The organism is Serratia montpellierensis, assembly GCF_020858655.1.
In the GTDB taxonomy this organism is placed as follows: domain Bacteria; phylum Pseudomonadota; class Gammaproteobacteria; order Enterobacterales; family Enterobacteriaceae; genus Serratia; species Serratia montpellierensis.
The window spans coordinates 172,002-184,300 of sequence record NZ_VOSN01000004.1 but is presented as its reverse complement, the minus strand read 5'-3'; the positions used below and the strand labels follow the sequence as shown (position 1 = coordinate 184,300).

The window sequence follows — 12,299 nt, the reverse complement described above, 5'->3', positions numbered from 1 at the left end:
ACGGCTATACGCAGCCAGACAGGGGTTCGGCGCGCCGAACCCATTTTTTTAGCCGTAATTCAGGAGTGGGACGATGGTGACACTGGAAGATGTCGCGGCGCTGGCGGGCGTTTCGCGCGCCACCGTATCGCGCGTGGTGAACGGCGACAGCAACGTCAAGGCGCCGACCCGCGAGAAGGTTGAACGCGCCGTCGCCCAGCTCGGTTATACCCCCAACCCGGCGGCCCGCGCGCTCGCCTCCAGCCACAGCAATACCCTTGGGCTGGTCACCACGTCATACCGCGGCGGCTTCTTCGGCGCGCTGATGGACTTCGTGCAGACCGAGGCCGAATCCCACGGCAAGCAGCTGCTGGTGACCCAGGGCCGCAACAGCGCCGAAAACGAATGGCAGGCGGTGCAGAGGCTGTTCAGCCTGCGCTGCGACGGCGTGATCCTGCACGTGCGTTTTCTCAGCGACGATCGGCTGCGCCAGCTGGCGGCGGAGCAACGTGATTTCGTGTTGCTCGATCGTCTGGTGCCGGGGTTGGAAGACCGCTGCGTCACCTTCGATCACCCGCTCGCCAGCCGCATGGCGACGCAGCAGTTGCTCGATGCCGGGCACCGGCGCATCGCCTGCATCAGTGGCCCGCGCGAGCGCCCGTCGAGCCGCCTGCGGCTGCAAGGGTTTGAAGAGGCAATGCAGGCGGCGAATATCGAGCCGGTGGCCTGCCTGGAGGGCGTCTACGATCTGGAAAGCGGTTACCGCTGTGCCGATCGGCTGCTGCGGCAAGCCGTGCGGCCCAGCGCCATCTACTGCTGCAACGAAGAGATGGCGATCGGCGCCCTGCTGGCAATCAATGAGCACCGCCTGCGGGTGCCGCAGGATATCTCCTTGATCTGCTACGACAGCGGCGAACGCGCGCCTTTCGTGCGCCCGGCGTTGAGCAGCGTACACTTTCCCATCAGCGAGATGGCCCAATACGCGGCGCGCAGGTTGATCGATCCCGCCACCCCGGCGCACCGGTTTGAGCCGACGATCGTCCACCGCGATTCCATTGTGACGGCACGCAAATAGATCACACTAATGCGCACCACCCCTTCATGGGTTACATCAAAAAATCGACAACCATCACAAAAAATCCCGTTGTCTGTGCTAGGATCCGCCTCCTGGTGGCCTGATCGGGACTTTTTTCTGCGTTTGCCAGGAAAAGCCAGCGGGCCTTATGCCAGCTATAAAAACCTCTAACAGACATATTCAGGCCTATACAATGAATGACAGTAACCGCATACGGCTTACCTGGATCAGCTTCTTTTCTTACGCGCTGACCGGTGCTTTAGTGATCGTCACAGGGATGGTGATGGGAAACATTGCAGAGTACTTTAATCTGCCGGTTTCCAGCATGAGTAACACCTTTACTTTCCTCAACGCCGGTATTTTGATTTCGATCTTCCTCAATGCCTGGCTGATGGAAATCATCCCGCTGAAGCGTCAGCTGATCTTCGGCTTTGTCCTGATGGTGCTGGCGGTCGCAGGGCTGATGCTCGGCAAGAGCCTGACCATGTTCTCGCTGTGCATGTTTATCCTCGGCGTGGTGAGCGGTATCACCATGTCGATCGGCACCTTCCTGATCACCCACATGTATGCCGGCCGCCAGCGCGGTTCACGCCTGTTGTTCACCGACTCCTTCTTCAGCATGGCCGGGATGATCTTCCCGATCGTCGCTGCGATGCTGCTGGCCCGCCATATCGGCTGGTACTGGGTTTATGCCTGCATCGGCCTGCTGTACGTGGGGATCTTCGTGCTGACCCTGTGCTCCGAATTCCCGGTGCTGGGCAAGAAAGGCGCCGACGCCGGTCAGCCGGTCGAGAAAGAAAAATGGGGCATCGGCGTGCTGTTCCTGTCGATCGCCGCGCTGTGCTACATCCTCGGCCAGCTGGGCTTCATTCAGTGGGTGCCGGAGTACGCCACCAAGTCGTTCAATATGGACATCGGCCAGGCCGGTAAGCTGGTGAGCGACTTCTGGACCTCTTATATGGTCGGCATGTGGGTGTTCAGCTTCATCCTGCGCTTCTTCGATCTGCAGCGCATCGTTACCGTGCTGGCCGCACTGGCTACCGGCGCGATGTACCTGTTCGTCAGCACCGACAATCCGGAGCACCTCGGCTACTACATCATGGCCCTGGGCTTCGTTTCCAGCGCCATCTACACCACGCTGATCACCCTCGGCTCGCTGCAGACCAAGGCTTCCTCGCCGAAACTGGTCAACTTTATCCTGACCTGCGGCACCATCGGCACCATGCTGACCTTCGTGGTCACCGGTCCTATCGTGGCGAAAGGCGGCGCGCATGCGGCGCTGACCACCGCCAACGGCCTGTACCTGGCGGTGTTTGTGATGTGTCTGCTGCTGGGCTTCGTGACCAAGCACCGCAGCCACGGTCACGTGACGCACTGATTTCTTCGCATCAAATACATCAAGGGCGCCCGCAAGGCGCCCTTTTTTATGTACATTTTTCACACTTAATTATACATTGTTTATACATGAACAATGGAGAGGGATTGCTCATGAAAGTCTTTATCAAAAAATGGGGCAACAGCGCGGGAATGCTGGTGCCCTCAGCGCTAATGAACGAGCTGGAACTACAGGTAGGTCAGGAAATGGACATGCAGGTCATCGATGGAGCGTTGGTCATTAAGCCGGTTAAGAAACGCTATTCACTGCAGCAATTGCTCGATGGCTGCGACGGTGAAGCGCCGGCCGCCGCAGACGACAACTGGGAACACATGCCGCCGGCGGGGAAAGAAGTATGGTGAAGCGCCCCGTTTTTCAGCGCGGAGATCTTATCCGGGTCAGCCTGAATCCCGTGGTTAGCCGTGAGCAGCAAGGCGACTTTCGTCCGGCACTGGTGCTCTCTCCCCGTGAGTTTAATGCGCTGGGCATGGTGCTGGTCGCCCCTATTTCGCAAGGGGCTAATTTTGCCCGTACAGCGGGTTTCACCGTCAGCCTGAGCGGGAGCGGCACCGCAACGCAGGGCGTCATCTTGATCAACCAGGTTCGCATGATGGATCTGGCCGGGCGCAGCGCGCAATTCATTGAACGTGCCCCTGGCGAAGTCATCGCCGACGCGCTGGCGCGGCTTCAGGCAATCATCGACTAACGCCGAAAATCCACCGTCTCATCCTGCTGTAAATGCAGCGTAGTTTCCGCCGGCCGCGTTTCGGCGATCACTGCCCCCTGGCGAATCGAATAACGCACCGGCGTCTGGCGGCGCACCGCGTCGAAGCCGCTTTCCGCCGGCAGGATCACCAGGTTGGCGCTGTTGCCGGCCGCCAGGCCGTAGTCGCTCAGGTTAAGGGTGCGTGCGCTGTGGTGGGTGATCAACTTCAGCCCATCGTCGATCTGGCCATAGCCCATCAGCTGGCACACGTGCAGCCCCATATGCAGCACCTGCAGCATGTTGGCGGTGCCGAGCGGGTACCAGGGATCGAACACGTCGTCATGGCCGAAGCAGACGTTGATCTCCGCCTCCAGCATCTCCTTCACCCGCGTCACGCCGCGCCGTTTCGGGTAACTGTCGAAACGCCCCTGCAGGTGAATGTTCACCAGCGGATTGGCGACGAAGTTGATGCCGGACATTTTCAACAGGCGGAACAGCCGCGAGGCGTAAGCGCCATTGTAAGAGTGCATCGCCGTGGTGTGGCTGGCGGTGACTTTCGCCCCCATCTCCAGCTTCAGCGCCAGCGCCGCCACGGTCTCGACGAAGCGCGATTGCTCGTCGTCGATTTCATCGCAGTGCACGTCCACCAGCCGATCGTATTTTTGCGCCAGCGCGAACGCCTTATGCAGCGACTCCACGCCGTACTCGCGGGTGAATTCGAAGTGCGGAATGGCGCCCACCACGTCGGCGCCCAGCCGCAGCGCCTCTTCAAGCAGCGCTTCGCCGTTGGGGTAGGAAAGGATCCCCTCCTGCGGGAAGGCGACGATCTGCAGCGTCACCCAGGGCGCCACCTCCTGCTTCACCTCCAGCATGGCACGCAGCGCGGTCAGCGTGGGATCGGAAACGTCGACGTGGGTGCGCACATACTGCACGCCGTTAGCGATCTGCCACTTAAGCGTTTGCCAGGCGCGCTGTTTGACGTCTTCATGAGTCAGCAGCGCTTTGCGTTCGGCCCAGCGCTCAATGCCCTCGAACAGCGTGCCGGACTGGTTCCAGGCCGGCTGACCGGCGGTCTGCGTGGTATCCAGGTGGATATGCGGTTCGACGAACGCCGGCAACGCCAGCCCGCCCTGCGCATCCAACACGTCGCCGCGCCACTCCTGCCCCTCCGGCTGCGGTACCAGATGCGCAATGCGCCCCTGCTCGATCGCCAGTTGCCACAATCCCTCATGCCCGCTTAAACGCAGGTTGTCGATAAATTTCAATGGACGTTTCGCCATCCTTCACCTCTGCCGTTGCGCTGGTTTTCTTCATCATACTGGCAGCGGATCGCGCTGACAAAGTCGCCGTTGTCTGCCTACCCCCTGCGTTTACTCCCTGAGGGGTAATTTACATGCAAACTGACTCGCTTCAGCTAAAGATGAATAAAATCCGCAACTTATCAAAAAACGTGAAAAATCATTCATATACCACGTTAGAGGTATATAGGGGTGTGATTGATTTGCATCAATAAATTGCTCATCGGGAGAGATAAGGTAAGCCTAGGAAACCAGAATTTTGAGGCAATAATGAGCAGAGTCAAACTTGCCGTCGTCGGCAATGGCATGGTCGGCCACCGGTTCATCGAAGATCTGTTGGATAAAGCAGACAAAGACCAGTTCGAAATCACCGTCTTTTGCGAAGAGCCACGCATCGCTTACGATCGCGTGCACCTTTCCTCCTACTTCTCGCACCACACCGCCGAAGAGCTGTCGCTGGTGCGCGAAGGCTTTTACGAAAAACACGGCGTAAAGGTACTGGTCGGCGAACGCGCTATCACCATCAATCGCGACGAGAAGGTCATCCACTCCAACACCGGCCGCACCGTCTATTACGACAAGCTGATCATGGCCACCGGCTCCTATCCGTGGATCCCGCCGATTAAGGGCTCGGATAGCCAGGACTGCTTCGTTTACCGCACCATCGAAGACCTGAACGCCATCGAAGCCTGCGCGCGCCGCAGCAAACGCGGTGCGGTAGTCGGCGGCGGGCTGTTAGGGCTGGAAGCCGCCGGCGCGCTGAAAAGCCTGGGGGTGGAAACACACGTGATCGAGTTCGCTCCGGTACTGATGGCCGAACAGCTCGACCCGATGGGCGGTGACCAGCTGCGCCGCAAGATCGAGCGCATGGGCGTCAAGGTTCACACCGGCAAAAATACCCAGGAGATCGTCAACGGCGGCGGCACGGCGCGCAAAACCATGCATTTCGCCGACGGTAGCCTGCTGGAAGTGGATTTCATCGTGTTCTCCACCGGCATCCGCGCCCAGGACAAGCTGGCGCGTCAGTGCGGGCTGGAGGTTGGCCGCCGCGGCGGCATCGCCATCAACGACAGCTGCCAAACGTCTGATCCGGACGTGTACGCCATCGGTGAGTGCGCCGCCTGGCGCGATCGCACCTTTGGCCTGGTGGCGCCGGGATACAAAATGGCGCAGGTGGCCGCCGATCATCTGCTGGGCCGCGAAAACGGCTTCCAGGGCGCCGACATGAGCGCCAAGCTGAAGCTGCTGGGCGTGGACGTCGGCGGCATCGGCGATGCCCATGGCCGCACCGAAGGCGCCCGCAGCTACGTTTATCTGGATGAAAGCAAAGAAGTCTACAAACGTATCGTGGTCAGCGCCGACAATAAAACCCTGCTCGGCGCGGTGCTGGTAGGCGACACCAGCGATTATGGCAACCTGCTGCAGCTGGCGTTGAACGGCATCGAGCTGCCGGAAAACCCGGACGGCCTGATCCTGCCGGCCCATGCGGGCAGCAAACCGGCCATCGGTGTAGATTCGCTGCCGGAAAGCGCGCAGATCTGCTCCTGCTTCGACGTCAGCAAAGGCGACATCATCCAGGCGGTCAACAAAGGCTGCCACACCGTGGCGGCGCTGAAGGCCGGAACCAAGGCCGGCACCGGCTGCGGCGGCTGCATCCCGCTGCTCACCCAGGTGTTGAACGCCGAGCTGAGCAAACAGGGCATCGAGGTCAACCACCACCTGTGCGAACACTTCGCCTATTCACGCCAGGAGCTGTTCCACCTGATCCGCGTCGAAGGCATCAAGTCGTTCGAGGCATTGCTGGCCAAATACGGCAAAGGTTACGGCTGCGAAGTGTGTAAACCAACCGTCGGCTCGTTGCTGGCCTCGTGCTGGAACGAATACATCCTCAAGCCACAGCATACGCCGCTGCAGGATACCAACGACAACTTCCTCGGCAATATCCAGAAAGACGGCACCTACTCGGTGATCCCGCGTTCCGCCGGCGGCGAAATCACCCCGGACGGCCTGCTGGCCATCGGCCAGATCGCCAAGGAATACAACCTCTACACCAAAATGACCGGCTCGCAGCGCATCGGCATGTTCGGTGCGCAGAAAGACGATCTGCCGGCCATCTGGAGCAAGCTGCTCGCCGCCGGCTTTGAAACCGGCCACGCGTATGCCAAGGCGCTGCGCATGGCGAAAACCTGCGTCGGCAGCACCTGGTGCCGCTATGGCGTCGGCGACAGCGTCGGCTTCGGCGTCACGCTGGAACATCGCTACAAAGGCATCCGCACCCCGCACAAAATGAAGTTCGGCGTCTCGGGCTGTACCCGTGAATGCGCCGAGGCGCAGGGCAAGGACGTCGGCATCATCGCCACCGAGAACGGCTGGAACCTGTACGTCTGCGGCAACGGCGGCATGAAACCGCGCCACGCCGACCTGCTGGCCGCCGATCTCGATCGCGAGACCCTGGTGCGCTACCTCGACCGCTTCATGATGTTCTATATCCGTACCGCCGATAAGCTGCAGCGCACCTCGGTGTGGCTGGAGAGCCTGGAAGGCGGCATCGATTACCTGCGCAAGGTGATCGTCGACGACAAGCTCGGCATCAACGACCAACTGGAAGCGGAGATCGCCCGCCTGCGCGACGCGGTGGTCTGCGAGTGGAAAGAGACCGTCGAGCATCCGGAAACGCAGCTGCGCTTCGCCCACTTCATCAACAGCCCGCTGCGCGATCCGAACGTGCAGGTGGTGGCCGAACGCGACCAGCACCGCCCGGCGCGCCCTGACGAGCGCATTCCCGTCACCCTGATCGATACCGAGGAGAGCCACGCATGAGCCAGTGGATTACCGTTTGTCCCGTCGCCGACATTCTGCCCGGCACCGGCGTATGTGCCCTGATCGGCGATCGGCAGGTGGCGGTGTTCCGCCCCTATGCCGACGAACAGGTGTTCGCCATCAGCAATATCGACCCGTTCGCCCAGGCCAGCGTGCTGTCACGCGGGCTGATCGCCGAGCATCAGGGCGAACTGTGGGTCGCCAGCCCGCTGAAGAAACAGCATTTCCGCCTGTACGACGGTCACTGTCTGGAAGATGACAGCCGTTCCGTCGCCAGCTTCGCCAGCCGAGTGGTCGACGGCATCGTGCAAGTCGCGGCATAACCTTTCGGGAGGCAACATGTTTACCGACACGATAAACAAATGCGCCGCCAACGCGGCGCGCATCGTCCGCCTGGCGAAGGAGAGCCCGCTCGGCTTCTGGATCAGCTCGGCGATGGCGGGCGCCTACGTCGGCCTTGGCATCATCCTGATCTTCACCCTCGGCAACCTGGTCGACCCAAGCGTGCGGCCGCTGGTGATGGGCGCCACCTTCGGCATCGCGCTGACGCTGGTGATCATCGCCGGTTCCGAGCTGTTCACCGGCCATACGATGTTCCTGATACTCGGCGTCAAGGCCGGCACCATCCGCCAAAGCCAGATGTGGGCGGTGCTGCCGCAAACCTGGCTCGGCAACCTGCTCGGCTCGGTGCTGGTGGCGCTGATGTATTACTACGGCGGCGGCAGCCTGCTGCCGGTGGATACCAGTCTGGTGCACAGCGCCGCGTTGGCGAAAACCACCGCGCCTGCCGAAGTGCTGTTCTTCAAGGGCGTGCTGTGCAACTGGCTGGTTTGCCTGGCGATCTGGATGGCGATCCGCGTAGAAGGCGCCGCCAAGTTCATCGCCATTTGGTGGTGCCTGCTGGCCTTTATCGCCTCGGGTTACGAACACTCCGTCGCCAACATGACGCTGTTTGCCCTCTCCTGGTTCGGCAACCACAGCGAGGCCTACACCCTCGCCGGCATCGGCCACAACCTGCTGTGGGTGACGCTGGGCAACATCCTGTCCGGCTCGGTGCTGATGGGCCTGGGGTATTGGTACGCCACGCCGCGCGCCGAACGCCCGCAGGCGGCGAAAGCCGCCGCACGTCAGACCGCCTGATTTTTCGGGGGCGCATTTCGCCCCCACACTGATTACCCCCGAGGAGTGCCGATGGACTACCTGCCGATTTTCTGCCAACTGCAACATAAAGCCTGCCTGCTGGTCGGCGGCGGCGAGATCGCCGAACGCAAGGCGCGCCTGCTGCTGGACGCCGGCGCAGCGCTGACCGTCAACGCCGTAGACTTCACCCCACAGTTCCGCCTGTGGGCGGAAGAAGGCCGGTTGACGCTGGCCGAAGGCGAATTCAGCCCGGCCCTGCTGGCGGAAAAATGGCTGGTGATCGCCGCTACCGACCGGCTGGAAGTCAACGCACGGGTGTATCAGTGCGCCAACCAGCAGCGGGTGTTCTGCAACGTGGTGGACGATCCGAAACGCGCCAGCTTTATCATGCCGTCGATCATCGATCGTTCGCCGATCATGGTGGCAGTGTCCTCCGGCGGCAAAGCGCCGGTGCTGGCGCGCCTGCTGCGCGAGAAGCTGGAAGCGATGCTGCCGCAGCACCTCGGTAAGTTGGCCCAGCTGGGCGGCTCGCTGCGGCAGCGGGTAAAACAACGCTTCAGCAGCCTCGGCGCGCGCCGTCGCTTCTGGGAACGGTTATTCGCCCACGATCGGCTGGCGCAGTCGCTGGCCAACGACGACGCCACGCTGGCCACACGTCAGCTCGAGCAGCTGTTCAGCGAACAGCCAGAAGATCGCGGTGAAGTGGTGCTGGTGGGCGCCGGGCCGGGCGATGCCGGCTTGCTGACGCTGAAAGGACTGCAACAGATCCAGCAGGCCGACGTGGTGGTTTACGACCGACTGGTCTCCGAAGAGATCATGACGCTGGTGCGCCGCGACGCCGAGCGTATCTTCGTCGGCAAACGCGCAGGCCACCACTGCGTGCCGCAGGAGCAGATCAATCAAATCCTGCTGCAGCAGGCGCAGCAAGGCAAACGTGTGGTGCGCCTGAAGGGGGGCGATCCCTTTATCTTCGGCCGCGGCGGCGAAGAGCTGGAAACGCTGGCAGACGCCAACGTGCCGTTCTCGGTGGTGCCGGGTATCACCGCCGCCTCCGGCTGTTCCGCCTACAGCGGTATCCCGCTCACCCACCGCGACCATGCGCAGAGCGTGCGCCTGGTGACCGGCCACGCCAAGGCCGACGGCGGATTGGACTGGGCGACGCTGGCCGCCGGGCAACAGACGCTGGTGTTCTATATGGGGCTGGCGCAAGCGGCGGAGATCCAGCGCCAGCTGATAGCGAATGGATTGGCGGCCACCACGCCGGTGGCGCTGGTAGAAAACGGCACCTCCTGCCGCCAGCGGGTGATTGAAGGCGAGCTCGGCCAACTGGGCTCCCTGTCATTGCAGGCCGCCAGCCCCAGCCTGATCATCGTCGGCAGCGTGGTCAGCCTGCGCAGCAAGCTCAACTGGTTCGCCAGCGAGGTACCGCCCGCCGACCTGGCGCAAATGGCGTGATACCGACGTAAAAAAAGCGGCCTATGGCCGCTTTTTTTTTATTTGCACCGACGTTACGCCTGCGGCGGTACGAAACCGACGGCCTGATAGACCTTCGCCAGGGTTTCCTGCGCGCGTGCGCGTGCCTTGGCGGCGCCGTCGCGCATCACCTGCTGCAGATAGGCTTCGTCGTTACGGAAGCGGTGATAGCGCTCCTGCAGCTCACCCAGCATGCCGGAGACGGCTTCCGCCACCGCGCCTTTCAGGTGGCCATACATCTGGCCTTCGAACTCGGCTTCCAGCTGCGCGATGCTTTTGCCGGTCACACCGGCGAGAATATCCAACAGGTTGGAGACGCCCGCCTTGTTGACCACGTCGTAACGCACGACAGGCGGCTCTTCCGAGTCGGTCATTGCGCGTTTGATCTTCTTGGTCACCGCTTTCGGATCTTCCAGCAGGCCGATCACGTTGTTGCGGTTGTCGTCCGACTTGGACATCTTCTTGGTCGGCTCCTGCAGCGACATCACGCGCGCGCCGGATTTAGGAATAAACGGCTCCGGCACTTTGAACACGTCGCCGTACAGCGCGTTGAAACGCTGGCCCACGTCGCGGCTCAGCTCCAGGTGCTGTTTCTGGTCTTCGCCCACCGGCACCTGGTTGGTTTGATACAGCAGAATATCCGCCGCCATCAGCACCGGATAGCTGAACAGCCCAGCGTTGATGTTCTCGGCGTAGCGCGCGGATTTGTCCTTGAACTGCGTCATGCGGCTCAGTTCGCCGAAATAGGTGTAGCAGTTCAGCACCCAGCTCAGCTGCGTGTGCTCAGGCACGTGCGACTGCACGAAGATGGTGCTTTTTTCCGGGTCGATGCCGCAGGCCAGGTACAGCGCCAGCGTATCCAGCGTGGCCTTGCGCAGCTTCTCGGCGTCCTGGCGCACGGTGATGGCGTGCAGATCGACGATGCAGTAGATGCAGTCGTAGTCGTCCTGCATCTGCACCCACTGACGCAGCGCACCCATGTAGTTGCCGATGGTCAGTTCGCCGGACGGCTGCGCGCCGCTAAATACGATGGGCTTACTCATGTTTAAATTTCCTGATTCTCTAAAGATGACAGCCCAAGAGCGGGCAACAAATCGGCAAAGCGCTCCAACACCCGATCGGGGTGGCTCAGGGCGATCGATTCGCCGTAGTTATAACCGTAGGTAAAGCCGACGCTCGGGCAACCGGCGCCCTGCGCGGCTTGAATATCGTTGCGCGAATCGCCGACGAACAGCAGTTCATGTGCACGCAGCCCAAGCTTGCCGAGCACCAGGTACAGCGGCGCCGGATGAGGTTTTTTTTCCGTCACGTCGTCGCCGCCGATCACCAGCGAAAAATAGTCGCCTATGCCCAACGATGCCAGCAGCGGCGCCACGAACGGCGTCGGCTTGTTGGTCACCAGCGCCATCGGATAGCCGTGCGCGGCCAGCCGGGCCAGCGTCTCTTGCACCTGCGGGAACAGGCGGCTGCCGCTGTCGACGGTCTGCGCATAGAAATGATCGAAGCGTTCACGCAGCCGGCCGCACTGCTCCGGCGTGCCTTCCGCTTCCGCCCAGCGCAGCGCGCGCTGCACCAGCACGTCAGCGCCGTTGCCGATCCAGGTGCCGACCCGTTCTTCACCCGCTTGCGGCAGGCCCCTTTCTTCCAGCGCCATATCGATAGCGGCCGCCAGACCCGGCGCGCTGTCGACCAGCGTGCCGTCCAGATCGAAGGCCAATGCGCGGATCGCGCCGAAATCAGCCATGGGAAACCTTCGCCAGCTCGCTGCGCATCTCGTCGATCACCTTACGGTAGTCCGGCTGCCCAAAGATGGCAGAACCAGCGACGAACATATCGGCACCCGCGGCGGCGATTTCGGCGATGTTGTCCACCTTCACCCCACCGTCAACTTCCAGGCGGATATCGCGACCGCTGTCGTCGATCAGCTTGCGCACCTGGCGCAGTTTGTCCAGCGTGCCGTGGATGAACGACTGGCCGCCGAAGCCCGGGTTAACCGACATCAGCAGGATCACGTCGATTTTATCCATCACGTAATCGAGGTAGCTCAGCGGCGTCGCCGGGTTGAACACCAGGCCGGCTTTACAGCCGTGCTCTTTGATTAGCTGAATGGTGCGATCGACATGCTCGGAAGCTTCGGGGTGGAAAGAGATATAAGACGCGCCGGCCTTGGCGAAATCAGGCACGATGCGGTCCACCGGTTTGACCATCAGGTGTACGTCAATCGGCGCAGTAATGCCGTAGTTGCGCAGCGCTTCGCACACCATCGGACCGATGGTCAGATTGGGCACGTAGTGGTTATCCATCACGTCGAAGTGCACCACGTCGCCGCCTGCGGCCAGCACGTTGGCGGTATCTTCACCTAACCGGGCAAAATCTGCCGACAGAATGGACGGGGCAATCAAAAACTTTTTCATCCGCTTCTCCAAACGTAGG

Annotated in this window: 12 protein-coding genes; 8 read left to right on the top strand and 4 right to left on the bottom strand. The window is 61.5% G+C overall.

Annotated elements, in window-relative coordinates; all coding sequences use genetic code 11:
- The first annotated feature begins 73 nt into the window (after positions 1-73).
- The 4 genes from FUU19_RS04990 (at position 74) to FUU19_RS04975 (ending at position 3,135) form a co-directional block, all read left to right on the top strand.
- Positions 74-1,054: a LacI family DNA-binding transcriptional regulator gene (locus tag FUU19_RS04990; RefSeq protein WP_141972169.1), complete on the top strand. Its 981-nt coding sequence runs from the start codon at positions 74-76 to the stop codon at positions 1,052-1,054.
- A 193-nt stretch (positions 1,055-1,247) separates the two neighbouring features.
- The gene (gene tsgA, locus FUU19_RS04985) at positions 1,248-2,432 is read left to right on the top strand and encodes an MFS transporter TsgA (protein WP_149559737.1); all 1,185 of its coding nucleotides are present in this window, start codon (positions 1,248-1,250) and stop codon (positions 2,430-2,432) included.
- A 110-nt stretch (positions 2,433-2,542) separates the two neighbouring features.
- The gene (locus FUU19_RS04980) at positions 2,543-2,791 is read left to right on the top strand and encodes an AbrB/MazE/SpoVT family DNA-binding domain-containing protein (protein WP_049300713.1); all 249 of its coding nucleotides are present in this window, start codon (positions 2,543-2,545) and stop codon (positions 2,789-2,791) included.
- Positions 2,785-3,135 (top strand): type II toxin-antitoxin system ChpB family toxin, encoded by a 351-nt coding sequence (locus FUU19_RS04975; RefSeq protein WP_202670407.1) that lies wholly within the window; start codon positions 2,785-2,787, stop codon positions 3,133-3,135. The genes FUU19_RS04980 and FUU19_RS04975 overlap by 7 nt, the downstream gene beginning before the upstream one ends.
- Here FUU19_RS04975 and FUU19_RS04970 read toward each other — a convergent pair.
- Positions 3,132-4,415 (bottom strand): cytosine deaminase, encoded by a 1,284-nt coding sequence (locus FUU19_RS04970; protein WP_197834538.1) that lies wholly within the window; start codon positions 4,413-4,415, stop codon positions 3,132-3,134. The genes FUU19_RS04975 and FUU19_RS04970 overlap by 4 nt on opposite strands.
- A gap of 288 nt (positions 4,416-4,703) precedes the next feature.
- Here FUU19_RS04970 and nirB point away from each other — a divergent pair, with 288 nt between their 5' ends.
- From nirB to cysG, 4 genes are read left to right on the top strand one after another with little or no spacing between them, the layout of a single operon-like run.
- Positions 4,704-7,253: a nitrite reductase large subunit NirB gene (gene nirB, locus FUU19_RS04965; RefSeq protein WP_230489997.1), complete on the top strand. Its 2,550-nt coding sequence runs from the start codon at positions 4,704-4,706 to the stop codon at positions 7,251-7,253.
- The gene (nirD, locus tag FUU19_RS04960; protein WP_019456155.1) at positions 7,250-7,576 is read left to right on the top strand and encodes a nitrite reductase small subunit NirD; all 327 of its coding nucleotides are present in this window, start codon (positions 7,250-7,252) and stop codon (positions 7,574-7,576) included. Before nirB ends, nirD begins: the two co-directional genes overlap by 4 nt.
- Positions 7,577-7,592: 16 nt before the next feature.
- Positions 7,593-8,393 carry a nitrite transporter NirC gene (nirC, locus tag FUU19_RS04955; RefSeq protein WP_197834537.1) on the top strand — a complete coding sequence of 267 codons (801 nt, stop codon included), beginning with the start codon at positions 7,593-7,595 and terminating at the stop codon, positions 8,391-8,393.
- 51 nt (positions 8,394-8,444) lie between these two features.
- Entirely contained in the window at positions 8,445-9,848 is a 1,404-nt protein-coding gene (gene cysG / locus FUU19_RS04950; protein WP_230489996.1) for a siroheme synthase CysG, read from the top strand.
- A gap of 53 nt (positions 9,849-9,901) precedes the next feature.
- Here the strand turns inward: cysG and trpS are convergent, their stop codons facing one another.
- Genes trpS through rpe form a run of 3 tightly spaced genes read right to left on the bottom strand, consistent with a single transcriptional unit; the run spans position 9,902 to position 12,280 of the window.
- Positions 9,902-10,909 (bottom strand): tryptophan--tRNA ligase, encoded by a 1,008-nt coding sequence (trpS, locus tag FUU19_RS04945; protein ID WP_025304534.1) that lies wholly within the window; start codon positions 10,907-10,909, stop codon positions 9,902-9,904.
- Positions 10,910-10,911: 2 nt separating this feature from the next.
- Complete coding sequence (locus FUU19_RS04940) at positions 10,912-11,610, bottom strand: phosphoglycolate phosphatase (RefSeq protein WP_025304535.1); 699 nt, start codon at positions 11,608-11,610, stop codon at positions 10,912-10,914.
- The gene (gene rpe / locus FUU19_RS04935) at positions 11,603-12,280 is read right to left on the bottom strand and encodes a ribulose-phosphate 3-epimerase (RefSeq protein ID WP_019456160.1); all 678 of its coding nucleotides are present in this window, start codon (positions 12,278-12,280) and stop codon (positions 11,603-11,605) included. Before rpe ends, FUU19_RS04940 begins: the two co-directional genes overlap by 8 nt.
- Between the last annotated feature and the right edge of the window lie 19 nt (positions 12,281-12,299).

Coding starts and splice junctions, on each gene's coding strand:
- FUU19_RS04940 (WP_025304535.1), bottom strand. CDS start 11,610: ATGGCTGATTTCGGCGCGATCCGCGCATTGGCCTTCGATCTGGACGGC.
- FUU19_RS04990 (WP_141972169.1), top strand. CDS start 74: ATGGTGACACTGGAAGATGTCGCGGCGCTGGCGGGCGTTTCGCGCGCC.
- nirD (WP_019456155.1), top strand. CDS start 7,250: ATGAGCCAGTGGATTACCGTTTGTCCCGTCGCCGACATTCTGCCCGGC.
- nirC (WP_197834537.1), top strand. CDS start 7,593: ATGTTTACCGACACGATAAACAAATGCGCCGCCAACGCGGCGCGCATC.
- FUU19_RS04970 (WP_197834538.1), bottom strand. CDS start 4,415: ATGGCGAAACGTCCATTGAAATTTATCGACAACCTGCGTTTAAGCGGG.
- rpe (WP_019456160.1), bottom strand. CDS start 12,280: ATGAAAAAGTTTTTGATTGCCCCGTCCATTCTGTCGGCAGATTTTGCC.
- FUU19_RS04980 (WP_049300713.1), top strand. CDS start 2,543: ATGAAAGTCTTTATCAAAAAATGGGGCAACAGCGCGGGAATGCTGGTG.
- trpS (WP_025304534.1), bottom strand. CDS start 10,909: ATGAGTAAGCCCATCGTATTTAGCGGCGCGCAGCCGTCCGGCGAACTG.
- nirB (WP_230489997.1), top strand. CDS start 4,704: ATGAGCAGAGTCAAACTTGCCGTCGTCGGCAATGGCATGGTCGGCCAC.
- cysG (WP_230489996.1), top strand. CDS start 8,445: ATGGACTACCTGCCGATTTTCTGCCAACTGCAACATAAAGCCTGCCTG.
- tsgA (WP_149559737.1), top strand. CDS start 1,248: ATGAATGACAGTAACCGCATACGGCTTACCTGGATCAGCTTCTTTTCT.
- FUU19_RS04975 (WP_202670407.1), top strand. CDS start 2,785: ATGGTGAAGCGCCCCGTTTTTCAGCGCGGAGATCTTATCCGGGTCAGC.